Annotated in this window: 26 protein-coding genes; 25 read left to right on the plus strand and 1 reads right to left on the minus strand. The window is 43.7% G+C overall.

Going from position 1 to position 23,390, the window contains the following annotated elements; translation table 11 throughout:
* The first annotated feature begins 10 nt into the window (after positions 1-10).
* The 25 genes from BKD12_RS00965 (at position 11) to BKD12_RS01085 (ending at position 22,673) form a co-directional block, all read left to right on the plus strand.
* On the plus strand, positions 11-880 hold the full coding sequence (locus BKD12_RS00965) for a radical SAM protein (RefSeq protein ID WP_070087526.1): 870 nt from the start codon (positions 11-13) through the stop codon (positions 878-880).
* 363 nt (positions 881-1,243) lie between these two features.
* Complete coding sequence (locus BKD12_RS00970; protein ID WP_070087527.1) at positions 1,244-4,288, plus strand: SrtB-anchored collagen-binding adhesin; 3,045 nt, start codon at positions 1,244-1,246, stop codon at positions 4,286-4,288.
* Between the two features lie 235 nt (positions 4,289-4,523).
* Entirely contained in the window at positions 4,524-4,850 is a 327-nt protein-coding gene (locus BKD12_RS00975) for a YdcP family protein (RefSeq protein ID WP_070087528.1), read from the plus strand.
* 15 nt (positions 4,851-4,865) lie between these two features.
* On the plus strand, positions 4,866-5,252 hold the full coding sequence (locus tag BKD12_RS00980) for a YdcP family protein (RefSeq protein ID WP_021401038.1): 387 nt from the start codon (positions 4,866-4,868) through the stop codon (positions 5,250-5,252).
* Positions 5,253-5,363: 111 nt separating this feature from the next.
* Positions 5,364-5,960 carry a VanZ family protein gene (locus BKD12_RS00985; RefSeq protein ID WP_204243901.1) on the plus strand — a complete coding sequence of 199 codons (597 nt, stop codon included), beginning with the start codon at positions 5,364-5,366 and terminating at the stop codon, positions 5,958-5,960.
* Between the two features lie 59 nt (positions 5,961-6,019).
* Complete coding sequence (locus BKD12_RS00990; RefSeq protein WP_070087563.1) at positions 6,020-7,399, plus strand: FtsK/SpoIIIE domain-containing protein; 1,380 nt, start codon at positions 6,020-6,022, stop codon at positions 7,397-7,399.
* Between the two features lie 7 nt (positions 7,400-7,406).
* The gene (locus tag BKD12_RS00995) at positions 7,407-7,811 is read left to right on the plus strand and encodes a hypothetical protein (protein ID WP_070087529.1); all 405 of its coding nucleotides are present in this window, start codon (positions 7,407-7,409) and stop codon (positions 7,809-7,811) included.
* A gap of 250 nt (positions 7,812-8,061) precedes the next feature.
* The gene (gene mobT, locus BKD12_RS01000; protein ID WP_083262781.1) at positions 8,062-9,252 is read left to right on the plus strand and encodes a MobT family relaxase; all 1,191 of its coding nucleotides are present in this window, start codon (positions 8,062-8,064) and stop codon (positions 9,250-9,252) included.
* A gap of 15 nt (positions 9,253-9,267) precedes the next feature.
* Entirely contained in the window at positions 9,268-9,408 is a 141-nt protein-coding gene (locus BKD12_RS01005; RefSeq protein ID WP_010817889.1) for a DUF3789 domain-containing protein, read from the plus strand.
* Positions 9,405-9,626, plus strand: a complete 222-nt coding sequence (locus BKD12_RS01010; RefSeq protein WP_010817890.1) for a hypothetical protein — start codon at positions 9,405-9,407, stop codon at positions 9,624-9,626. The genes BKD12_RS01005 and BKD12_RS01010 overlap by 4 nt, the downstream gene beginning before the upstream one ends.
* Positions 9,627-9,824: 198 nt before the next feature.
* Positions 9,825-10,238, plus strand: a complete 414-nt coding sequence (locus BKD12_RS01015; RefSeq protein ID WP_070087530.1) for a DUF3788 domain-containing protein — start codon at positions 9,825-9,827, stop codon at positions 10,236-10,238.
* 126 nt (positions 10,239-10,364) lie between these two features.
* Positions 10,365-10,601, plus strand: a complete 237-nt coding sequence (locus tag BKD12_RS01020) for a hypothetical protein (RefSeq protein ID WP_070087531.1) — start codon at positions 10,365-10,367, stop codon at positions 10,599-10,601.
* Complete coding sequence (locus BKD12_RS01025) at positions 10,576-11,073, plus strand: antirestriction protein ArdA (protein ID WP_070087532.1); 498 nt, start codon at positions 10,576-10,578, stop codon at positions 11,071-11,073. The genes BKD12_RS01020 and BKD12_RS01025 overlap by 26 nt, the downstream gene beginning before the upstream one ends.
* 17 nt (positions 11,074-11,090) lie before the next feature.
* Positions 11,091-11,594, plus strand: a complete 504-nt coding sequence (locus BKD12_RS01030; RefSeq protein ID WP_060815475.1) for an antirestriction protein ArdA — start codon at positions 11,091-11,093, stop codon at positions 11,592-11,594.
* A 107-nt stretch (positions 11,595-11,701) separates the two neighbouring features.
* Positions 11,702-12,091, plus strand: a complete 390-nt coding sequence (locus BKD12_RS01035; protein WP_070087533.1) for a conjugal transfer protein — start codon at positions 11,702-11,704, stop codon at positions 12,089-12,091.
* A complete protein-coding gene (tcpF, locus tag BKD12_RS01040; RefSeq protein WP_070087534.1) occupies positions 12,078-14,525 on the plus strand; it encodes a conjugal transfer ATPase TcpF in 2,448 nt (815 codons plus the stop codon). Before BKD12_RS01035 ends, tcpF begins: the two co-directional genes overlap by 14 nt.
* Positions 14,525-16,669 (plus strand): CD3337/EF1877 family mobilome membrane protein, encoded by a 2,145-nt coding sequence (locus BKD12_RS01045; protein WP_070087535.1) that lies wholly within the window; start codon positions 14,525-14,527, stop codon positions 16,667-16,669. Before tcpF ends, BKD12_RS01045 begins: the two co-directional genes overlap by 1 nt.
* Complete coding sequence (locus BKD12_RS01050; RefSeq protein ID WP_070087536.1) at positions 16,666-17,673, plus strand: bifunctional lytic transglycosylase/C40 family peptidase; 1,008 nt, start codon at positions 16,666-16,668, stop codon at positions 17,671-17,673. The genes BKD12_RS01045 and BKD12_RS01050 overlap by 4 nt, the downstream gene beginning before the upstream one ends.
* A gap of 21 nt (positions 17,674-17,694) precedes the next feature.
* Entirely contained in the window at positions 17,695-18,588 is an 894-nt protein-coding gene (locus BKD12_RS01055) for a conjugal transfer protein (protein WP_070087537.1), read from the plus strand.
* Between the two features lie 102 nt (positions 18,589-18,690).
* A complete protein-coding gene (locus tag BKD12_RS01060; RefSeq protein ID WP_070087538.1) occupies positions 18,691-19,281 on the plus strand; it encodes a TetR/AcrR family transcriptional regulator in 591 nt (196 codons plus the stop codon).
* A complete protein-coding gene (locus BKD12_RS01065) occupies positions 19,278-20,057 on the plus strand; it encodes an alpha/beta fold hydrolase (protein ID WP_070087539.1) in 780 nt (259 codons plus the stop codon). The genes BKD12_RS01060 and BKD12_RS01065 overlap by 4 nt, the downstream gene beginning before the upstream one ends.
* Positions 20,054-20,278 carry a hypothetical protein gene (locus BKD12_RS01070; RefSeq protein ID WP_070087540.1) on the plus strand — a complete coding sequence of 75 codons (225 nt, stop codon included), beginning with the start codon at positions 20,054-20,056 and terminating at the stop codon, positions 20,276-20,278. Before BKD12_RS01065 ends, BKD12_RS01070 begins: the two co-directional genes overlap by 4 nt.
* 127 nt (positions 20,279-20,405) lie before the next feature.
* On the plus strand, positions 20,406-21,251 hold the full coding sequence (locus BKD12_RS01075) for a GNAT family N-acetyltransferase (protein WP_070087541.1): 846 nt from the start codon (positions 20,406-20,408) through the stop codon (positions 21,249-21,251).
* 1 nt (position 21,252) lies between these two features.
* The gene (locus BKD12_RS01080; RefSeq protein WP_070087542.1) at positions 21,253-22,461 is read left to right on the plus strand and encodes an MFS transporter; all 1,209 of its coding nucleotides are present in this window, start codon (positions 21,253-21,255) and stop codon (positions 22,459-22,461) included.
* 23 nt (positions 22,462-22,484) lie between these two features.
* On the plus strand, positions 22,485-22,673 hold the full coding sequence (locus BKD12_RS01085; RefSeq protein WP_070087543.1) for a cysteine-rich KTR domain-containing protein: 189 nt from the start codon (positions 22,485-22,487) through the stop codon (positions 22,671-22,673).
* Positions 22,674-22,779: 106 nt separating this feature from the next.
* Here BKD12_RS01085 and BKD12_RS01090 read toward each other — a convergent pair whose 3' ends face one another.
* The gene (locus BKD12_RS01090; protein WP_070087544.1) at positions 22,780-23,142 is read right to left on the minus strand and encodes a helix-turn-helix transcriptional regulator; all 363 of its coding nucleotides are present in this window, start codon (positions 23,140-23,142) and stop codon (positions 22,780-22,782) included.
* Positions 23,143-23,390: the final 248 nt, after the last annotated feature.

Here is a 23,390-nt window from a genome sequence, read left to right on the forward strand (position 1 = left end):
TGAGTGGCCAATGGAATATGAGGGTCAGATCTGCAGGGCTCCTATGGAACGGGCGTCTTTTATGCTGCCAGTGGTGGTTGGGTGTGCTTATAACCGATGCAAATTTTGTGATCTATTTAAGCATTTAAAATATCGGGAACTTCCTCTTGAACAGATTGAAGAAGAATTAAAGCGTGTCAGGGACATTGGCGGAAATCCCAGGAGAGTATTTCTGGGAGACGGCAGTGCATTTACGCTTTCCGTGGAAAAGCTGCTTGCGGTTCTTGATCTTATACATCAGTATTTCCCGGGATGTGAGAGTGTCAACATGGATGCAACGGTGAGCAGCATCCTTAATAAAACTCCGAAGGAACTGAAAACTTTATATGAAAACGGGGTGCGCCATCTGTATATCGGTATTGAGAGCGGGCTTGATGACGTGCTTCGGTTTATGGATAAGGATCATGGCCTTTTGGAAGCGTATGAAGCGGCATCACAGCTGAATAGAGCAGGGCTTATTTTTGACGCCCACATTATGACCGGCGTGGCGGGAAAAGGGAGAGGAATAGAAAATGCCAAGGCTCTTGCAGAGTTTTTTAACCGGACCAGGCCAAAGCATGTTGTGAATTTTTCGATGTTTCTTCACCGGAAACTCGCTTTATACCGGGAGATTCAGGCGGGCAATTTTGCTCCGGCAGACGAACTGGAGAATCTGAAAGAAGAACGATACCTGATAGGGCATCTGGAGGCCCAAGATGGAATCATCTACGACGGCTTCCACGATTTTCTGGAATTCCGGGTGCGGGGACGTCTTCCGGAGGACCGGGAAAAGATGCTTGGAAAACTTGACGGCGTTATAGAAACAAATGTTGGACAGGGGGTATATGCCTATATAGGATAAGAAGGATAAAAAGAAGGATAAGAAGAAATTAAAAAAATTAGCACTCAATACTTGTTATCGCAGTGTGGCTTTTGTCTAACTTCATAGAGTGCCGTAAGTGCCTATTTATGGGTGTTTCTCGGATTTTATGATTTTATCTCAACTCGTCAGAAATCGTCATTTTATAAAAAATTGGTGTCAAAATTGGTGTCAATCAGCAGAGAGATACCTTTTCTTGTTACAGTATATCAGTATCACAAATTGTAAAATTGAATATCGCAAGTAGATTATGGAACGCCGATATTAACGTTCCTTTTCTATTTCCAGCCGTTCAGAAATGGACGGCTTTTTCTATATCCAAACGAAAGGAGAATTTTAAAAGCTATGAAAAAGATATTGAAGCGATTAGCCACAGGCTTCCTTGCCTTTGCGACTATCGTTACCGCTTTGCCGACAACGGCAGTCCACGCTTCCGAGAAGCAATACTGGACAGAAAGTGCCGAGCGTGTCGGTATTGTTGAAAAAGTAATGAATGACGGCTCTATCGGTTCGACATTCAATGAGGGACACATGACCGTTGAGGGCGAGGACGCTTTCTGCGTGGATATTAACACCAACTTCAAGAACGGCTATAAGACCAGAGCTGACGCAAGCACACGCATGAGCTACGACCAGATTTCAGATGTTGCCCTCTCAATCGAGTATGTCAATCAGTATGTGCAGAGCCACAGCGGATTGAGCAGTCAGCATATCTACCTTTTGAAACAGTGCGTCGTATGGCAGAGATTGAGTGTTCATCTGGGCTGGCAATGCGATAACGTCAGAGCTTCCTATGATGAAATCCCAAAGGCGATACAGGACGAGGTGTACGCTGGGGCGAAAGCCTTTGCCAGCGAGAACAAAGGACGCTATGAATGTGGCGGTTATATCTACTCTGGCGAGGGACAGGACATTGGACAGTTCTGGGCGAAACTTGCCGTAGGAAATGCCACCCTTAAAAAGACTTCCAGTAATGCCAGCATTACCGACGGGAACGGGCTTTACTCTATCGCTGGTGCGACTTATGGTGTCTATTCTGATAAGGGCTGCACAAAACAGCTTGCCACACTTACGACTGATAACAGCGGGAACACTGATACCGTGGAAGTAAAGGCTGGTACAGTCTACATCAAAGAGCTTTCCGCTCCTGCTGGCTACAAGGTGGATAATACAGTGTATTCCTTAAATGTGGAAGCTGGCAAGACGGCAACGCTCAATGTATCAGATACGCCAAAGGTTACAGATACCCTTATCGAGCTTTTCAAGATTGACATGGAAACCCAGAAAGACGCTCCACAGGGCGACGCTTCCCTAGAGGGTGCGGAGTTCACATGGAAATTCTATGCGGGACACTATACCGCTGACAATCTCCCCAGCGAGCCGACAAAAACATGGGTGACAAAGACAATCGCTGAAAAGGACAGCGACGGCACTATCCATTACGTTTCCCGCCTTTCTGATGAATACAAGGTATCTGGGGACAGCTTCTATACACAGGATGGAAAGAACGTGCTTCCTTTAGGAACGCTGACCGTTGAGGAAACGAAAGCTCCTAACGGCTATCTTCTTGACGGTGCATATATGCAGGCAAATGGTAGCGAGGAACAGATTAAGGGAATGTACCTTACACAGATTACCGAGGACGGCGACATTGCCGTACTGTCTGGAAGCAATCAGTATCATGTATCAGATAAAATCATTAGAGGTGGTGTAAAAATCCAGAAAAGAGATTTAGAAACCAGCGATACCAAAGGTCAAGGTAGTGCGACCTTGAAAGACGCTGAATTTGAAATCATTTCCCTTAATGACAATGCCGTACTTGTCGAGGGCAAGCTCTACAATAAAGGCGAAGTGGTAAAGACAATCCTTGCCGACATTGAGGGCGTGGCTTCTACTTCTGCCGATTTACTTCCTTACGGGAAATACCGTATCGAGGAAAGCAAAGCACCAGAGGGCTATTTGACGGATGGTGCAGAACCGATTGAATTTGAAATCACAGAGGACGGAAAAATCGTTGACCTTACAGGGACAGACACTTCCATTTACAATCAAGTGAAGCGTGGCGACCTAGAGGGTGTCAAGATTGGAGCTGGCACACACCAGCGTCTTGCGGGAGTTCCGTTTAGGATCACAAGCAAGACCACAGGTGAGAGCCACATTATCGTGACAGATGATAACGGGCAGTTCTCCACTTCTTCTGACTGGGCTTCCCACAAGCACAACACCAACGCAGGAAAGACCAGCGAGGACGGTATCTGGTTTGGAACAAGTGAGCCAGACGACAGCAAGGGTGCATTGCTTTACGATACCTATATCATTGAGGAATTACGCTGTGAGGGCAACAAAGGCTTTGAGCTTATCCCGCCGTTTGAAATCGTAGTATCCAGAAACAATGTGACCGTTGACTTAGGGACACTCACTGATGAATACGAGAAAGAAATCTCTATCCATACCACAGCCACAGGCAAGGACGGCGAGAAGTCTATCGTAGCTGGCAAAGAGGTAACAATCATTGATACGGTTACCCTTGACGGGCTGGAAAAAGGCACAAAATATCAGCTTGTAGGCTGGCAGATGTTGAAAGAGGAAAACGCCGAGCTTCTTATCGACGGACAGCGTGTGGAAAGTGATTACACATTCACAGCCGACAGCGAAGAAATGAAGATTGAAATGGAATATACGTTCAACGCTTCTTCTCTGGGCGGTCAGAACCTTGTAACCTTTGAGGAACTTTACGACCTTTCCAATGAGGACGAGCCTGTAAAGGTGGCAGAACACAAGGACATTGACGACGAGGGACAGACTGTGCTTATCACAGAGCGTATCATCTCTATCCATACCACAGCGACCAGCGAGGACGGAAAGAAAGAGATTGAAGCAGGAAAAGACGTGACAATCATTGATACCGTTACCCTTGACGGATTGGAAATCGGCACAAAGTATCAGCTCAAAGGCTGGCAGATGATTAAGGACGAAAACGCCGAGCTTATCATCAATGGTGAGCGTGTCGAGAATGACTATACCTTTACTGCCGACAGTGAAAGCATGGAAGTCCAGATTGCCTTTACATTCGACGCTTCCGAGCTGGGCGGGAAAGAGCTTGTGACCTTTGAGGAATTATACGATTTGAGCAATCCAGACGAACCGACAAAGGTTACAGAGCATAAGGACATTGAGGACGACGGGCAGACGGTGACAATCACAGAAGTACCAGAAACGCCAGAAGAACCAACAGAGCCAGAACAGCCGACCACACCAGATACACCGAGCAAGACAACGGACGCTCCAAAGACAGGTGATAATACAAATATTGCCTTATTCTTAGGGCTTCTTGTTCTTTCTGGTGCAGGCGTGGCAGGAACATACTTCTTCAAGCGTAGACGCTCATAATCGGGCGGTCTGCTTATGATGATGAAGAAATCACGTTCCCCGCCGATACATGGAAACGGTGGAGCTTCCCTTTATTCAGGCTTGTCCGCCACCCACCTGTAAGCACACGGACAGTCAAGGGTGCTTTTAAGCATTTACCTGCCCTTGACGGTCTGGGGGCTTGCTGGTATCACACCACCAGCCAGAATAAAAGCATGAACAATCAACAGATTTTATAGAAATGAGGTATGAACACATGAAATTGAAATATATCGTGCCTGACATGGCACAGACATTTGGAAATTTGGAGTTTGCAGGAGAAAATGACGTGGAGCAACAGCGTGTCAATGGTCGCTTTGTTCCCGTGACAAGAAGCTATAACCTGTATTCCGACATTCAGAGAGCCGACGACATTATCGTGGTGCTTCCCGCAAAGGCTGGTGAAAAGCGTTTCAAGTATGAGCAGAAAGTAAAGCTCGTCAATCCTAAGATTACCGCCGAGGGAAAGAACGTGCGAGGTCGTGGCTACACCAACTACATTTTAAACGCTGACGATATGCTTCCAGTCGAGGAAAGCAAGTAAAGGGGGTATCAGACTATGAGATTAGCGAATGGAATTGTATTAGATAAGGAAAAGACGTTTGGAGTGCTGAAATTCTCTGCCCTTAGACATGAAGTGCGTGTGGAGAATGAGGACGGGACGACCACCGAGGAAATCAAGCGTAGAACTTACGATTTGAAATGCAGTCAGCAGGAACGCACGATACAGGTATCTATCCCAGCGGAAATACCTGTCAAGGACTATCCGTACAATGCTGAGGTGGAGCTTATCAACCCTGTTGCCGATACGGTGGCAAACGCCAACTACCGAGGGGCAGACGTGGAATGGTACATCAAGGCAGACGACATTGTGCTGAAAAATAAAGGCGGTCAGCCCGCAGGCAATCCACAGAACCATGCTCCGCAAGGACAGCAGAAAAAATAAAAATTGTAGGATAAAATTAAGAAACTATTTTACTTATCTTTGAAATTTTTTCAGAATTATATAGTAAAATATTGTACATAGTTTCAGAGAGGAGTGAGGATAGTGATTTTAATGCTGATTATTCCAATCATTTTAACTGTGTTTCCAGTAATGCTGTATCAAGTAGTTTTAGTGTTATGTAAGAGAAAATCAACTTCTACACATTATTTTTGGACATACACTATGATGATTTATGTATGGCTTGTTTTTTCTGTTACGGGTATCGGCACTGTATGGGACATTATTTCAAAAGGTGGGCTGATTGAGACTTTTCAACAGGCAAACATTGGAATTATCCCATTTCAGTCAGACGGTTTATTTACTTATTGTATGAATGTAATTATGCTTATGCCATTGGGATTTTTATTGCCGTATATATGGAGAAATTTTAGAAATCCAATAAAAGTAGCCCTAACAGGATTAGTATTTTCGGTATTTATCGAATTTGCTCAATTACCAACTAATCGTTTGATAGATATTGATGATTTGCTGATGAATACATTAGGTGCAGTTTTAGGATATGTTGTGTGGAAAATGATTGGAAATCATTTCTTTAACAAAAAAGAAAAACAGCGAACTATTTCATTGGGGAATTTCGAGCCAGTTATCTATTTGGTGTTAGCTTGTGCAAGTAATTTCCTACTATATAACTGGACATGGTTTCTTTAAAGAAAAAGCGGTTGGTCTTTACGATTGACCGCTTTTTCCATATCCAGAAAGGGGTGTTTATGAACCTATATAAATACAAGGGAAAGCGTATCAGAGCCAGCGACAAGAACCTTGTGTACCGCTTCTGTGCGGGTACGCTCCTGCTCCTGTTCGTGGCGGTTCTCCTGCTACTGAACATGGGACAGCTCATGCGTACCGATTGGGAGCATTTCAGTTTACTAGATAATGGCATAACGCTTTCCACCTACAACTTCATAACGATTTTGATAGCGACTGGTGTTTGTGCATTGGTCGCTTTTCTTTATTACCGCTTTTGCTATGACAGCTTCAAGAAGCTATCGCACCGTCAAAAGCTGGCACGCATGATACTGGACAACAAGTGGTATGAAGCACAGACCGTACAGGACAGCGGTTTTTTCACTGACCTGCAGAGCAGATCAAGGGAAAAAATCGTCTGGTTTCCTAAAATCTATTATCAAATGGAAACGGGCTTGCTCCATATCCTCTGTGAAATCTCTTTGGGAAAGTATCAAGACCAGCTTTTACGTCTGGAAGATAAGCTGGAAAGCGGGCTTTACTGTGAACTGACCGACAAGACGCTCCATGACGGCTATATCGAGTACACCCTGCTCTATGACATGATAGCGAACCGTATCACGATTGACGAAGTAAAAGCTGAAAACGGGGGCTTGCGTCTGATGAAGAACCTTACATGGGAATACGACGCACTCCCTCACGCCCTCATCTGTGGCGGGACTGGCGGTGGAAAGACCTATTTCCTGCTGACAATCATTGAAGCCCTCTTGCAGACCAACGCCCAGCTTTTCATCTTAGACCCTAAGAACGCTGACCTTGCGGACTTGGGTACGGTCATGGATAACGTGTACCACACCAAAGAAGATATGATTGAATGTGTCAATGCGTTCTATGAGGGCATGGTACAGCGAAGCGAGGAAATGAAGCACCACCCAGACTACAAGACGGGCGAGAACTATGCCTATCTGGGCTTGCCGCCCTGCTTCCTTATCTTTGACGAGTATGTGGCGTTCTTGGAAATGCTGGGGACAAAGGAAAGCATAAGCCTACTTAGCCAGCTAAAGAAAATCGTCATGCTTGGCAGACAGGCAGGGTATTTCCTCATTGTCGCCTGCCAGCGTCCCGACGCAAAGTATTTCAGTGACGGTATCAGAGATAACTTCAACTTCCGTGTGGGTTTGGGACGTATCAGTGAGCTAGGCTACGGTATGCTCTTTGGAAGCGACGTAAAGAAACAGTTCTTTCAGAAGCGTATCAAAGGACGTGGCTATTGTGACGTGGGTACGAGCGTCATATCGGAGTTTTACACTCCCCTTGTACCAAAGGGGCATGATTTTTTACAGACTATCGGCTCTCTTGCACTGGCAAGGCAAGCCGCACCAGATGAACGAAAGGAGAATTGAAAAATACATGGGACTTTTAGAAATGGGGTACAGCGACCCTAACACAGATTTGCATGTCGAGGGTGTATGCGTAGACTTTGGCCGCTTTCTTGAGGATTTGGAAAGTGTCGCTGGCACGACTGACGATAAATGTGAGGAATTTCCGACAGAAGCCTATCATGCACACATGGAAGATATTCTGATAGAAGCGGGGCTTGGGAGATTGAAACTTCCGTTGCTCTTTTCCGTTGTGCTGGACGAATGGCTTTCCATTCATGGCTTCAACTATCGTTTTTCGTTCCTTGTGGTGGATAAGGATTTTTTCAGACAGATACACCATGAATATGAGATTGACAAAGAGATTGTCAGAAAATGCCTTTCTGCTGATACCGACGTTATCGTAGTTTATACGGGCATGACAAGGATAGACTGAACCACTGACGGCTGGAACGGTCAGCTTTAGCGTCCAGACCGTGTAAGCCGTCCTGTGGAGCAGGGCTTGCCCTGCTCCACGAAAGAAGCCCCTCGGTATCTAACAGAGGGGCACAATTCCGCTGGAAACTACGGTCAAAAAGTCTGGAAATTCCGCTAGGCATAAGGGTTTTCTCTCACTCATGGCTGACTGTGACAATCGGCGGAAAATATCACAAATTTCTATAAATACATGATTGGGGGTATGCAGGCTGAATGAAAGCACCTTTATCACCGCCTTGAAAGAGAAACGCCTATCTTACGGCGTGTCCCAGACAAGGCTTGCTATCATGGCTGGTATCAGCCGTGAACACTTGAACCGTATCGAAGCGGGAAAGGTCAACCTCACGGACGATATGCAGGACAAGCTCATGGAAGCCGTCGAGAAATTCAATCCCGACGCTCCTATGTTCCTGCTGTTCGACTATGTGCGTATCCGTTTCCCCACGCTGGATATACAGCACGTTATCAGAGATATATTGAAGCTCAACATTGACTATATGCTCCATGAGGACTACGGACATTACAAGTACACAGAGCATTACTATCTGGGTGATGTGTTCGTCTACACCTCGCAGGACGAGGAAAAAGGTACGCTTCTGGAGCTGAAAGGAAAAGGCTGTCGCCAGTTTGAAAGCTACCTGCTGGCACAGGGGCGTAGCTGGTATGACTTCCTCATGGACGCACTCATTGAGGGCGGTGTGATGAAACGCCTTGACCTTGCGATTAACGACAGGGCGGGCATACTGGATATTCCAGATCTGACCGCCAAATGCAACCGTGAGGAATGTGTTTCCCTGTTCCGTTCTTTCAAGTCCTATGCTTCGGGTGAGCTGGTGAAGCACAACGAGCAGGACAAGGCGGGCATGGGACATACGCTGTATATCGGCTCTCTGAAATCGGAAGTCTACTTCTGCTGTTACGAGAAAAGCTATGAACAGTACGCAAAGCTGGGAATACCGATTGAGGAAGCACACATAAAGAACCGCTTCGAGATACGATTGAAAGATGAAAGAGCCTATTATGCCGTCCGTGAACTGCTGACCCATTATGACGCAGAACAGACGGCATTTTCTATCATCAATCACTATATCCGCTTCGTGGACAGAGAACCAGAGAAGCGAAAGACAGACTGGAAGCTCAATGACCGCTGGGCGTGGTTTATCGGAAAAGACCGCCCGCCTGTCAAGCTGACGACAGACCCAGAGCCTTACACATTGGAAAGGACGCTGGGCTGGATAAGCCGACAGGTCGCCCCTACGCTGAAAATGCTGAAAAAGATAGACGCTGGCAACAGCACAAGCTATCTGAAAGAGATTGAGGACAACGCAAAGCTGACGGAAAAGCACTTGCAGATAATCAAACAGCAGACAGCGGACACAGAGGAACTTATCACAGAGTAAAGGAGAATTTAGATTATGGCAGAACTTGTCAAGGACTTGGTGCTGGTATCGCTGGGAATGGGTATCGGCGTTGTCCTTATGTGTATCGCACAGGTCAGCAAAATGGCTGACGAAGAAATGGAAGAAATCAAAAAAGAAAGGATTGATAAAGAATGAATTTCGGACAGAACTTATACAACTGGTTTTTAAGCAACGCCCAGAGCTTGGTGCTTATGGCAATCGTGGTAATCGGTATCTACTTAGGATTTAAGAGAGAGTTTTCTAAACTTATCGGCTTCCTTGTGATTGCTTTAATCGCTGTCGGGCTGGTATTCAATGCCGGCGGTGTCAAGGACGTGCTGTTAGAGCTGTTCAACCGTATCATTGGAGCGTAATAATCAGTAGTTTGCGGACACGCAAACTTACCTGTCCCCCCTATGGGAGTTCGGGCATAGGGGGAATGAAAGGGGGTGACGGAATGGTACACAGATAAAAGATAGTCACGCTATGAATTTCATTGAATGGTTGAATTTCAACTGATATAATGTGAGTATAGAAATCGACAAATTGAAAGTTATAAAGGAGAAACGAATATGCTGGATAAAATACCTAATGCAGAAGAAATGACTGCTTTAATCGGACAATCATTATATGATATATGGAATAAACTTTGTGCTTTAATTGATGAAAAGTATGACATGGAATGTTTATGGAACAAAGGTGGTAAAGCGTGGACTTATGAGTATAAATATCGTCGTGGCGGAAAAACGCTTTGTGCATTGTACGCAAGGGAAAACTGTGTAGGATTTATGATTATCTTGGGGAAAGATGAACAATTAAAATTTGATACAGATAGAAATAGTTATTCAAAAGAAGTGCAGAAAATTTATGATGAAACTAAAACCTATCACGACGGAAAATGGTTAATGTTTGAGCCAACAGATACAGCCTTATTTGATGATTTTGTTAAACTGCTGGGAATAAAAAGAAAACCAAACAAGAAGTGATGATTTTTTTCGTAAATGAATAAATACAAATCCTAATTTAATAATTACATATCCCGACACAAAGCGGTTACTCCATTGGAGATCAACCGCTTTTTCTATACTCAAATTTCAGATTGGAGTGATTGATTGAAAGATATTTTTACGGATATGCAGGCAAAAATCGGCTGTCCGTATCTCTCCGACCTGCCCTACTACAAGCGTGCGGTCTGGTTTGAGATGAAACGCCTTTGCCTGTCCGACTACCCTAAAAAACAGTTAGAAGATTTTTCACGCTATGTATTCGGTGTGCCTTACGCCGTCATACAGGAAGCGTTGCAAAGAAAGGACGTGATGAAACATGGAAGAAATGCGTGTGCAGATTGAAGCCAGAGAGCCGACAGACGGAGAAATCAGAGCCTTTTGGTTCACCCTGCCTATCGACACAGAACAGGTAGAAGAACTGCTGGGGATTGATATAGATACGGACTATTACTATATCACGGGAAAGGAGCTTCCCTTTGCTGATGAAGTGCAGGAAGATACCACCATTGAAAAACTCGACGACCTGTACCATACCTATGAAAGTCTACCCTCTGACTTGAAAGAGGACTACGGGGAGCTGATGTGCTATTTCACCGACCTTGACGAACTGCACCGATATAGAAATGACATTATTCATTACTCATGGTGCAAGAACATGACGGACGTTGCCCGCCACATTCTGAACAACGACCCAGACTTTACTTCCCTTAGTGAGAACGTCACCCGCTATTTCGATTATGAAGCCTACGGGCAGTACCTTGACGACAACGGACGCTTTGTGGAAACCGACCACGGTATCTATGAACTTCCATAGAAAAGAGGTGTAAGCCTGTGGTGGACGACATGAGGGTGTATATCGCTAATCTTGGCAAGTACAACGAGGGTGAGCTTGTCGGGGACTGGTTTTCTTTCCCTATCGACGAGGAAGATGTTGCGGAGCGTATCGGGCTGAACAGCTATTATGAGGAATACGCTGTCCATGATACCGACAACTTCCCTATTGAAATCGGGGAGTATATCTCCATTGAAGAACTCAATGAAATGTACGACATGATTTGTGAGCTTCCCGACTATATCACGGACGCTCTGGACGAGTTTGTTTCCTACTATGGAAGTCTGGAAGAAGTTTACGAGCATAAGGACGAGATTTATTATTATCCAGACTGCGGGGACATGACCGACGTTGCCTATTACTTCATTGACGAGTTGCAGGTATTGGGACAGATACCGCTACCGTTGCAGAACTATATCGACTATGAAGCATACGGCAGGGACTTATCCATAGAGGGGACGTTCATTGAAACAAGCCGTGGGATATGCGAGATACCATATTAGAGCTGGCAGATCAGCGACAGGCAAGGTCGCTACTGACAGCTTTTTCTATCAAGGACAGTCTGAAAATGGCTATCCTTTTCCATTACAACGAAAGGAGCTGAAACGAATTGAAGAAGATTAAGAGCTACACGGGTATCTGGAACGTGGAGAAAGTCTTGTATGCAATCAATGACTTTACTCTCCCGTTTCCCGTTACCTTTACCCAGATAACGTGGTTTGTCATCACGGAGTTTGCTGTCATTCTCTTGGGGGACTTACCGCCGTTATCGCTTATCGAGGGGGCATTTTTAAAATACTTCGGTATTCCCGTCGCCCTCACATGGTTTATGAGTCAAAAGACCTTTGACGGCAAGAAGCCTTACAGCTTCTTGAAATCGCAGATTACGTTTGCCCTGCGACCAAAAGTGACCTATGCAGGAAAAGCCGTGAAGCTGGAAAAGGAAGTGTTCAGCGAACCCGTCACGGCAGTTAGGAGTGTGATGTATGTTCCCGATTAAATATATCGACAACAACCTTGTATGGAACAAGGACAATGAGGTATTCGCCTACTATGAGCTGATACCGTACAATTACAGCTTCTTATCGGCTGAACAGAAGTTTATCGTCCATGACAGCTTCCGTCAGCTTATCGCACAGTCCCGTGAGGGTAAGATACACGCCTTGCAGATAGCGACGGAAAGCTCCGTAAGAAGCATACAGGAGCAGTCAAAAAAGCTGGTGACGGGGCGACTTCGTGATGTGGCGATACAGAAGATAGATGAACAGACAGAAGCGTTAGTAAGCATGATTGGGGACAATCAAGTAGACTACCGCTTTTTTATCGGCTTCAAGCTCATTGTAACAGAGGAAAAGGTCAGCCTTGAAAGCATGAAGAAATCGGCGTTTATGACGTTCAAAGAGTTCTTGAATGAGGTCAACCATACGCTGATGAACGACTTTATCTCCATGCCAGATGATGAAATCAACCGCTACATGAAAATGGAAAAACTGCTGGAAAATAAAATCTCCCGCCGTTTCAAGTTCCGACGCTTGGATAAGAACGACTTCGGGTATCTTATCGAGCATATCTACGGCAGGGACGGCGTGGCGTATGAGGACTACGAATATTCGCTTCCAAAGAAGAAGCTGAAAAAGGCAACGCTCATCAAGCAGTACGACCTTATCCGTCCGACCCGCTGTCTGGTAGAAGAAAGCCAGCGATACTTGCGACTCGAACATGAGGACAGCGAGAGCTTCGTGTCCTACTTTACCGTCAATGCCATTGTGGGCGAGCTGGATTTTCCGTCCAGTGAGATATTCTATTTCCAGCAACAGCAGTTCACTTTTCCCGTGGACACTTCTATGAATGTGGAAATCGTCGGCAACCGCAAGGCACTTTCCACGGTGAGAAATAAAAAGAAAGAACTGAAAGATTTGGACAACCACGCCTATCAGTCTGGGAGTGAAACAAGCTCAAATGTGGTGGACGCATTAGACAGCGTGGACGAATTGGAAACCGACCTCGACCAGAGCAAGGAAAGTATGTATAAACTTTCTTACGTTATCCGTGTGTCTGCTCCCGACCTCGACGAGCTGAAACGACGCTGTGATGAGGTCAAGGACTTCTACGACGACCTCAATGTAAAGTTAGTCCGACCTGCTGGGGATATGCTGGGGCTTCACTCTGAATTTCTCCCCGCCAGCAAGCGTTATATCAATGACTATGTGCAGTATGTGAAATCGGACTTCTTGGCTGGGCTTGGCTTTGGGGCGACACAACAGCTTGGCGAGAATACAGGTATCTATATCGGCTATTCCGTGGACACGGGAAGAAACGTCTATTTACAGCCGTCCCTTGCTTCACAGGGTATCAAGGGGACAGTCACCAATGCTCTGGCTTCTGCCTTTGTGGGAAGTCTTGGCGGTGGAAAATCATTCTGCAACAATCTGATTGTCTATTATTCCGTCCTCTTTGGCGGACAGGCGGTCATTCTCGACCCTAAGAGCGAGCGTGGCAACTGGAAAGAAACGCTCCTAGAGATAGCCCATGAAATCAATATCGTAAACCTTACCAGCGATAAGGAAAACGCTGGGCTTCTTGACCCGTTCGTGATTATGAAGAATGTAAAGGACGCTGAAAGTCTGGCGATAGACATTCTCACATTCCTTACGGGGATTTCCTCTAGGGACGGCAAGAAATTCCCTGTCCTTAGAAAAGCGGTGCGAGCCGTGACCCAGAGCGATCAGCGAGGACTTCTCCATGTGATAGACGAGCTACGCAGAGAGGAAACGGCGATTGCCCGCAATATTGCCGACCATATCGACAGTTTTACGGACTATGACTTTGCACATCTGCTGTTCTCCGACGGAACGGTTAAGAACGCTATCAGCTTGGACAACCAGCTCAACATCATACAGGTGACAGACTTGGTACTCCCCGATAAGGACACGACCTTTGAGGAATACACCACCATTGAACTGCTGTCCGTGGCTATGCTGATTGTCATTTCCACCTTTGCCCTTGATTTTATCCACAGTGACAGAAGCATTTTTAAAATCGTGGATTTAGATGAAGCGTGGGCGTTCCTCAACGTGGCACAGGGCGAAACCCTCTCCAACAAGCTGGTGCGTGCGGGACGTGCTATGCAGGCGGGCGTGTACTTCGTCACACAATCCTCTGGCGACGTGTCAAAGGAGAGCTTGAAAAACAATATCGGTTTGAAGTTTGCCTTTAGAAGTACCGACATCAACGAGATAAAGCAGACCCTTGAATTTTTCGGTATCGACAAGGACGACGAGAACAACCAGAAACGACTTCGTGACTTGGAGAACGGACAATGCCTGCTTCAAGATTTGTACGGGCGTGTGGGCGTGGTGCAGATACACCCTGTCTTTGAAGAATTGTTGCACGCCTTTGATACCAGACCGCCCGTGAAAAGCGAGGTGGAGTGATGAAAGATAAGATAAAGGGGCTTCTGACAAAAAAGAAGCTCTTTCGTTTTTTAAAGATTGCTCTGATAGTCATTTTTACCTCTGTTGTGTTCCTCTCCCTGTTCGGGACGGTGGCTCATGCCACGGGGCTGGTTGATGATACGGTCAATGCGGACAACCTGTATTCACAATATCCGCTGGAAAACTACCAGCTTGACTTCTATGTGGACAATAGCTGGGGCTGGCTTCCGTGGAACTGGCTGGACGGTATCGGGAAATCCGTACAATACGGGCTTTACTGTATCACCAATTTTATCTGGACTATCAGCCTGTATCTAAGCAACGCCACGGGGTATGTCGTCCAGCAGGCGTATAAGCTGGACTTCATCAATGACATGGCAGACAGTATCGGCAAGAGCATACAGACCCTAGCGGGCGTGACGGAAAACGGCTTCGGAAGTACGGGCTTCTATGTGGGCTTCCTGCTTCTCATTATCCTTATTGTGGGTATCTATGTAGCCTACACAGGACTGATAAAGAGAGAAACCAGCAAGGCACTACATGCCGTTATCAATTTCGTTGTGGTGTTTATCGTGTCCGCTTCCTTTATCGCCTACGCTCCCGACTATATCAAGAAAATCAATGACTTTTCTTCGGATATTTCCACGGCTTCGCTGGATTTGGGAACAAAAATCATGCTCCCCGACAGCGACAGTCAAGGAAAAGACAGCGTGAACTTGATAAGGGACAGCTTGTTCTCCATACAGGTACAACAGCCGTGGCTACTCCTGCAATTTGGCAACAGCGATATAGAGGAAATCGGAGCTGACCGTGTGGAAGCTCTGGTATCGGTCAGTCCGTCAGCAGACGACGGGGCGACCCGTGAGGACGTGGTGAAAGCGGAAATCGAGGATAACGACAACGACAATCTGACAATACCGCAGGTCATCAACCGTCTGGGAATGGTGTTCTTCCTGCTTATCTTCAATCTGGGGATAACGATATTCGTTTTCCTGCTTACGGGCATGATGATATTCTCCCAGATACTATTTATCATCTTTGCCATGTTCCTGCCGATTAGCTTCCTGCTCTCCATGATACCCAGCTATGAGAACATGGCGAAACAGGCAATCGTCCGAGTGTTCAATACGATTATGACAAGGGCGGGAATAACGCTCATTGTCACGGTGGCTTTCAGTATTTCCAGTATGTTCTACAACATATCCACCGATTACCCGTTCTTTATGATTGCGTTCTTACAGATAGTGTGCTTTGCGGGTATCTACATGAAGCTGGGCGACCTTATGAGTATGTTCTCCCTCAACGCTGGTGACAGCCAGAGCATGGGACGCAGGATATTCCGTCGCCCGTATCTGTTCATGCGACACAGGGCTAGGCGTATGGAACACCGTATCGCAAGGGCTGTCGGTGCTGGAAGTGTCGCTGGTGCGGTGGCTGGTACAGTAGCCGGAACAGCCATGAATGACGGTTCTGGAAAATCTGCCAGAGCTGGTACGGGCAGAAAAGAACGCCGAGAAAATGCTTCTTTTGGAAGCCGAGCTGGTTCAGCGGTGGGTGCGGTGCTTGATACAAAAAATAAGGTCAAGGACAAGGCAACGGCTGTCAAGGAGAATATCAAGGATATGCCGACCCAGACCGCCTATGCCGTACACTCCGCAAAGGAAAAGGCAAAAGCAAATGTGTCCGACTTCAAGCGTGGCATTGTGCAGGGACAGGAAACCAGACAGAGCCAGCGTGCCGACAAGCTCCAACAGCATAGACAGAATATCGCTGATAAGCGTATGGAGCTTCAAAAGGCACAGGAAGCAAAACAGGCTGGAAGAACAACGGACGGATCAGCGACAACAGGAGCTACCCGTCCTCATGATAGACCTGTCACCGCTTCTAAGACAGACACAGGAAAAATGCAGGAAATCAAGCGTCCTGTCACTACCGACAAGGTACATACCGAGCCGATAAAAGCACAGCCTGTCAAGGAGCGTCCGCTTGCGTCTGGCACAGATAGGAAAACTTCTGAACCTGTATTGCAGAAACATGGAACAAGGCTCAATGGTGTAGAGCTGAACCAGCAGACCACCAGAAAGGAACGAAACATCAAGAAAGCGACCCTAAACATGACAGGAAAGAAAGGACGTAAGAAATGAAGCTAAGACATATCGCCCTTATCGGCAGTCTGTTTCCCTTTCTTCTTGCGATAGTGCTTTTCTTTGGCGTGCTTATCAGTGCCGAGGACGACGACGGGGGCGGTGGTTCTTCCTCATGGGTAACGGGCATGAACCTGTCCGCAGAGGTCTTGAAACATCAGCCTATGGTAGAGAAATACGCAAAGGAGTACGGCATTTCCGAGTACGTCCCCTATCTGCTGGCAATCATACAGGTGGAAAGTGGCGGGACAGCCGAGGACGTTATGCAGAGTTCCGAGAGCATGGGCTTACCGCCTAACTCCCTTGATACGGAAAGCTCCATCAGGCAGGGGTGCAAGTATTTTGCGTCCCTGCTTTCTTCAGCAGAAAATCAAGGCATAGAGGATATAAACGTCGTGATACAGTCCTATAACTATGGCGGTGGCTATATCGGCTATGTGGCTAAGAACGGGAAAAAGCACAGCTTCACGCTGGCAGAGAATTTCGCCCGTGATAAGTCTGGCGGGAAGAAAGTCACCTACACGAACCCTATCGCTGTCGCCCGCAATGGTGGCTGGCGATATGCCTACGGGAATATGTTCTATGTGGAGCTTGTCAGCCAGTATCTCACGGTCAGTCAAGTATCGGGCGAGCTGGCACAGAAGATAATGAATGAAGCTCTGAAATATCAAGGCTGGGACTATGTGTACGGCGGGAGCAATCCTAACACTTCTTTTGATTGTTCGGGGCTGGTTCAATGGTGCTATGGCAAGGCTGGTATCAGTCTGCCGAGAACGGCACAGGCACAGTATGACGCTACCCAGCATATCCCGTTTTCACAGGCACAGGCTGGGGATTTGGTTTTCTTCCACAGTACCTATGACGCAGGAAGCTATGTAACGCACGTCGGTATCTATGTAGGAAACAATCAGATGTACCACGCTGGCGACCCGATAGGCTACGCTGATTTGAACAATAGCTACTGGCAACAGCACCTTATCGGGGCTGGCAGAATTAAGCAATAGAAAGAAAGGAATGGAAATATCATGTTCAAGAAGAAAGAAAAACCGATAAAGGAAAAGAAAATCCGCACTATGAAAGTGGGGACGCATAAAAAATCCGTCATTGCCCTCTGGGTGGTGCTTATCGCAAGCGTGAGCTTTGGTGTGTATAAGAATTTTACGGCTATTGACCAGCACACCACGCATGAGATAGAAACCATACAGCTCCGCTTGAATGACACCAACGGTATAGAAAATTTCGTGAAGAATTTTTGTAAATCCTATTACACATGGAGTAACAGCAAGGAAGCAATCGAAGCGAGGACACAGGCTATCAGTGCCTATCTGACACAGGAATTGCAGGATTTGAATGTTGATACCGTGAGGACGGATATACCGACCAGCTCCACGGTCACGGACGTGATTATCTGGGATATAGAACAGTCTGGGAAGAACGCTTTTAATGTTACCTACGAAGTAGATCAGCGGATAAAAGAGGGCGACCAGACAAGAAACGTATCAGAAACCTATACCGTGACTGTTCATGTAGACGCTGACGGGGATATGGTTATTATACAGAACCCGACCCTTGCTCCTGCTATGGAAAAATCCAGCTATGAACCAAAGGCACAGGAAGCGGACAACAGCGTGGACGCTGACACAATCAATGACGCTACGGCGTTTCTGGAAACATTCTTCAAGCTGTACCCGACCGCAACGGACAAGGAGCTTGCCTACTATGTAGAGGGAAACACCCTTGAACCGATAAACGGGGACTATCTCTTTTCTGAGCTTGTCAATCCTGTATTCACGGCTGACGGCGACAACGTGAAAGTAAGCGTTGCGGTGAAGTTCATTGACAATCAGACAAAAGCGACACAGATTTCACAATATGTGCTGACGCTTCATAAGGATAGCAACTGGAAAATTATAAATTAAGGTTTTAGCTTGTACTTAAAAATATAGTTGTAATAAATTCTAGAAAGTGATAAAATGAACATATAAACATATCGTTCATTTTATCACTTAAAGGAGAAAAATATGCCTAAAATTTTTTCGGAAACAAGGAAACAGTATTTGTATAAAATTATAAAACAAAATTGTATTGATTTAATTAGGGAAAAAGGATATAGACAGCTTAATATTAGAGAGTTAGCAAAAATGACGGGTATATCAACAGGTACATTTTACAATTTTTATAACTCAAAAGAAGATTTAATATTATCTATTATGGAAGATTCGCAACACAACTTGCAAAATCGATTTTTTAAAATTTTAGAATGTAATGGAAAAATAACAAAATCTGAATTTATAGATTTATATTCATTCTTTTTTCTGAAAGATGAAAGTAATATTTTTCGATATTTATCGAGAGATGACTTAACGACTATTCTTTTAAGAGCGGATAGAAGCCAACCTTTTGAAAACATACGAACTTCTATGAAAAAAAATATTATGTATATAGATAAACCAAAAAAAAATATTAACTTTAATGCTGTTATAAATTTTATACAGCTTGTTAATCTTTGTTTGCAAAATAGCGATTTGTTAGTTAAAGAAGAAATTGAAAGTACAGTAAAAAAGCTATTAGAAAATATTACAGAACAGATTTTTGAGGAGGAATGTAAATGAAATTTCATGAGTTCGGAGATAAAGAAAATCCGCATATTATGTTAATTCATGGCGGTGGAAATTCATGGTGGAATTATTTAAGACAAGCAAAAGTATTGTCTAAAGAATATCATGTTATTCTGCCAACATTAGACGGGCATGGAGAAGAGTATAATACAGAATATGTCTCTACAACAGATAGTGCTCAAAAACTAATCTCGTATATAAATCGAAATTGTAATGGACAGCTTTTTTTTCTTTGTGGTGTATCTTTAGGTGGGCAGATTGTGATAGAAATGCTTTCTCTTAAAGCTGATATTTGTCAAAAGGCTATCATAGATGGAAGTATTTGTTATCCACAACCTAAATTGGAAAAATTCTGTATTGCTACAGTAAAGTTTTTTGGGGGATTGATGTTTAGTAGATTTTCGTGCAAATGTCAAATGGTTTTGCTACGATTGTCTCCTAATATGAGATTTCCAAAAGAAATTGAAAATTATTATATACATGATATGCCCTTATTAAAGAGAAATACGCTTTATACTATGTATCGTACATACATGGCGGAATATCAATTAAAAAAAGATATTTCCAAAACGAAAGCACAAATTATGTATTGTTATGGTTCAAAAGAAATGAAATGTGTAAAGGAGTCGGCACAACTCTTTAAAAAATTAGTTCCTTCATGTCAAATATACGAAGCTAAAGGATATAATCATGGATATTTAGCAATATATTTACCTGACGAGTGGTTGAAAGTAGTTGTACCCTTTTTAAATACAAAGGAGAGCTTATGATAGGATTGAAAAAACGTGATGTAAAAAAGATGTTAAAATATGGAGCAAAATTAAGCGGTGTCCCTGTGTCGGAACTAAGGGCAGAAATACAGGCTACGATTGACGAAGTTATGAACAGTACAGACCCAGAGGTACAGGCGAACTTCAAGCGATATTTTGGGAACAAAACGACTACACCAGAGGAATATATTTACACAATCACAGCCAAAACGAAATTTTAAATAATTATCATGCTTCCTTGCAAAGCAGATCAGCATGATAATTTTGATACATTGAAAATAGCAAGAATGATGAAAACTGGATAATTTTATCATGCTATACTGTTTCCTCGGAAAGGAGGGAGTGCAAATGCAAGGACAAGCAGTGTATATTGTTTCACAGGCAATTCGATATATAGAAAATAATTTAGATAACAAGCTGGATTTGGAAACAGTTGCAACCGCTCTACATTACTCTAAATATCATTTACACCGTATATTTACAAAGATAGTTGGGTTGACAATACATGAATATGTTCAAAGGAGACAGCTTACAGAAGCGGCTAAGTTACTGGTTTTTTCTAAAAGACCGATTATAGAAATCGCACTTATCAGTGGTTATGAAAGTCAACAAGCATTTACAAGCATTTTTAAAGCAATGTATAAAATGACTCCTGCTGATTTTAGAATAGCTGAAGAATTTTATCCTTTACAGTTAGAAATTCATTTAAGTAAAGAGCCGATAAAAATGGATTTTACAAAAGATGATATACAATTTGCAACTATCAAAGATATAAATGACTGGATGGAATTAGTTCATTTAACTGTTGATGGCTATCCCTGTTTAGACGAAGATGACTATATTGAAAAATTGACTTTCTATATGGCTGATAAAAGAGCCTTAATTTTAAGAGATGAAGGCATGGCAATCGGTATAATGGGATTTTCAGCAGAAGCAGGAAGTATTGATTTTCTGGCAGTTCACCCACAATATCGAAATTTGGGGATTGAAAAGGTTTTCCTTGATAAACTTGTAGATGAACTTCTTGCAGGAAAAGAGATTAGTTTAACTACATATCGAGAGGGCGATAAAGCAGATACAGGCTATCGTGAAGAATATTTGCGTCTTGGTTTTGCGGAACGAGAGTTGCTTACTGAATATGGGTATCCTACTCAACGCTTTGTGCTTCCACCAAAAGATAAGGAGGAAGTGTAAAATGCAACAAGCACAGGATACTTGGAAGAAGAAAATTATTCTTTTTCTTATCAGTCAAAGTATTACATTATTTGGCTCTCAAATAGTTCAAATGGCAATCGTATGGTATGTAACACTTCATACAACCAGCGGTGCATGGGTAGCTGTTTTTTCAGTATGTTCCTATTTACCACAATTTCTTGTTTCGTTTGTAGGTGGAGTTTGGGCTGACCGTTATAATCGCAAATTTCTTATCATAGGTGCTGATTTAGGAATAGCGATTGTCACATTTAGCATGATACTTATTATGCCTTATATATCAATAGAAATCGTACTACTTAGCTTACTGATAGTAATGTCTATTCTTCGTTCTATTGGTGCTGGAATACAGTCACCCGCTGTTAATGCTGTTATCCCGCAACTTGTACCAGCAGAAAATTTAATGCGTTATAATGGTATCAATGCAACCATGCAATCAGTTGTTCAATTTTCTGCTCCTGCTGTCGCAGGGATAGTTTTATCTGTTGGAACATTGCAGAATACATTGTTGATTGATATTTTGACTGCAATAGTAGGGATTGCATTGTTTGCTTGTATATCATTGCCTAAGCAAGACAAAAAAATCACTTCATCTCCTATTTTATCGGATATGAAAAGTGGAATTAACTATGTATTCTCGCAAAAAAATATTGGTATCTTATTGATGATATATGGAATATTTACTTTTCTATGTGTTCCAGCAGGCTATCTATCTGGACTATTGGTAAGTAGAATATATGGTGATACATACTGGTATCTGACTGCCGTTGAAATATGTGGATTTGGCGGTATGGTTGTTGGCGGGTTGTTAATGAGTGTATGGGGCGGTTTTCATAAACGTAGTAAAACTATGTTCAGTGGTTTAGCTGTATTTGGAATAATGGCAATAGGTATGGGCATAACTCAAATTTTTTTACTGTATCTTATTTTTATGATTTGTTATGGTGTTGCTTTAACGATAATACAAACAACAATTACTACCTTACTTCAAGAAAATACGAATGTTTCAATGCAGGGGCGAATATTTGGCTTCATGGGAGCGATGTATGCTATTTGCTATCCGTTTGGTATGGTAGTTTTCGGTCCTTTAGCAGACATTATTTCCTTGCAATGGATTATGATTAGTTCTGGAATTATTTTACTTCTAATGCCTATTTTCTTGTACATCAATAAGTCATTAAATGGGCTATAAGAGAATGATTGGGGAGAAGAAATGTGAAAAAATATGAATGGATATTATGCCCTGTTTGCGGGGCTAAAACCCGTAACAAAATTAGAGAAGATACTGTTTTGATAAATTATCCGCTTTATTGTCCAAAATGTAAGCAAGAAAATTTAATCAACATACAAAAAATGCAAATAACCATTATTAAAGAGCCAGACGCTAAGACGCAGAGCCGATAGTTTGTAAGAATTACTCTTGCAGATTATTGGCTCTTTTCATTAAATCCTGCTTTCTGCGGAGCAGATCAGCAGGATAGCTTATGAGAGGAAAAAGAAAACGAGAAGCCTATTTGCTTCCCGTTCCCTTGTATTTCATGATACCGTCAATCGTTCCTTGAATGATTTTGAGTTCTTCATCTGTCAGTTTATCAAGCGATACGTCTATCTGTCTGCGGATTGTAGATTTTTCCGCTTTCTCCTGCGGATAGAAGTATTCATCAACAGAGATATGGAACATTGTCACTAAATCATGAAATAACTGGAAGCTGGGGTGTTTCCCTATATTCTCAATATCTGCGATATGACGTTCTCCGTAAAAGACCTTATCGCCTAAGTCATTACGGGAAAGCCCAGCTTTCTCTCTCGCTTCTCTGATTGCCAGTCCCAACGGACGGAAATCAAAGCTGTGAGTATCTTTCTTTTTCCTCATTTTAAATCACCTGTCATGAGTTTATACTTCATGGCACATGATTAGAATGTGTTAAAAACACATATATTATGCTTTATTAGTTCACATCAATATTACCTTGACGGTAAATAAAAAAAACCGTTCTAGGGTAATATCTTTTTCCATGTCTTTCAATTTGATTAGGACGGTTTTGGATAACCAGAGCTGTCCTTTTCTTTTTCACTCACGGTACAGCTCTGAATAAGGGGGTTGTACTATGATTGCGTATC

The sequence above is a fragment of the Merdimonas faecis genome (assembly GCF_001754075.1).
In the GTDB taxonomy this organism is placed as follows: Bacteria; Bacillota; Clostridia; order Lachnospirales; family Lachnospiraceae; genus Merdimonas; species Merdimonas faecis.

Excerpts from the sequence above, each read along its gene's own strand:
- BKD12_RS01070 (WP_070087540.1), top strand. The coding sequence starts at position 20,054 with ATGATAGGATTGAAAAAACGTGATGTAAAAAAGATGTTAAAATATGGA.
- BKD12_RS00990 (WP_070087563.1), top strand. The coding sequence starts at position 6,020 with ATGAACCTATATAAATACAAGGGAAAGCGTATCAGAGCCAGCGACAAG.
- BKD12_RS00975 (WP_070087528.1), top strand. The coding sequence starts at position 4,524 with ATGAAATTGAAATATATCGTGCCTGACATGGCACAGACATTTGGAAAT.
- BKD12_RS01080 (WP_070087542.1), top strand. The coding sequence starts at position 21,253 with ATGCAACAAGCACAGGATACTTGGAAGAAGAAAATTATTCTTTTTCTT.
- BKD12_RS01015 (WP_070087530.1), top strand. The coding sequence starts at position 9,825 with ATGCTGGATAAAATACCTAATGCAGAAGAAATGACTGCTTTAATCGGA.
- BKD12_RS01025 (WP_070087532.1), top strand. The coding sequence starts at position 10,576 with ATGGAAGAAATGCGTGTGCAGATTGAAGCCAGAGAGCCGACAGACGGA.
- BKD12_RS01055 (WP_070087537.1), top strand. The coding sequence starts at position 17,695 with ATGTTCAAGAAGAAAGAAAAACCGATAAAGGAAAAGAAAATCCGCACT.
- BKD12_RS01045 (WP_070087535.1), top strand. The coding sequence starts at position 14,525 with ATGAAAGATAAGATAAAGGGGCTTCTGACAAAAAAGAAGCTCTTTCGT.
- BKD12_RS01010 (WP_010817890.1), top strand. The coding sequence starts at position 9,405 with ATGAATTTCGGACAGAACTTATACAACTGGTTTTTAAGCAACGCCCAG.
- tcpF (WP_070087534.1), top strand. The coding sequence starts at position 12,078 with ATGTTCCCGATTAAATATATCGACAACAACCTTGTATGGAACAAGGAC.
- BKD12_RS00980 (WP_021401038.1), top strand. The coding sequence starts at position 4,866 with ATGAGATTAGCGAATGGAATTGTATTAGATAAGGAAAAGACGTTTGGA.
- BKD12_RS00995 (WP_070087529.1), top strand. The coding sequence starts at position 7,407 with ATGGGACTTTTAGAAATGGGGTACAGCGACCCTAACACAGATTTGCAT.
- BKD12_RS01065 (WP_070087539.1), top strand. The coding sequence starts at position 19,278 with ATGAAATTTCATGAGTTCGGAGATAAAGAAAATCCGCATATTATGTTA.
- BKD12_RS00985 (WP_204243901.1), top strand. The coding sequence starts at position 5,364 with ATGCTGATTATTCCAATCATTTTAACTGTGTTTCCAGTAATGCTGTAT.
- BKD12_RS01060 (WP_070087538.1), top strand. The coding sequence starts at position 18,691 with ATGCCTAAAATTTTTTCGGAAACAAGGAAACAGTATTTGTATAAAATT.
- BKD12_RS01090 (WP_070087544.1), bottom strand. The coding sequence starts at position 23,142 with ATGAGGAAAAAGAAAGATACTCACAGCTTTGATTTCCGTCCGTTGGGA.
- BKD12_RS01050 (WP_070087536.1), top strand. The coding sequence starts at position 16,666 with ATGAAGCTAAGACATATCGCCCTTATCGGCAGTCTGTTTCCCTTTCTT.
- BKD12_RS01005 (WP_010817889.1), top strand. The coding sequence starts at position 9,268 with ATGGCAGAACTTGTCAAGGACTTGGTGCTGGTATCGCTGGGAATGGGT.
- BKD12_RS01075 (WP_070087541.1), top strand. The coding sequence starts at position 20,406 with ATGCAAGGACAAGCAGTGTATATTGTTTCACAGGCAATTCGATATATA.
- BKD12_RS00965 (WP_070087526.1), top strand. The coding sequence starts at position 11 with ATGGAATATGAGGGTCAGATCTGCAGGGCTCCTATGGAACGGGCGTCT.
- BKD12_RS00970 (WP_070087527.1), top strand. The coding sequence starts at position 1,244 with ATGAAAAAGATATTGAAGCGATTAGCCACAGGCTTCCTTGCCTTTGCG.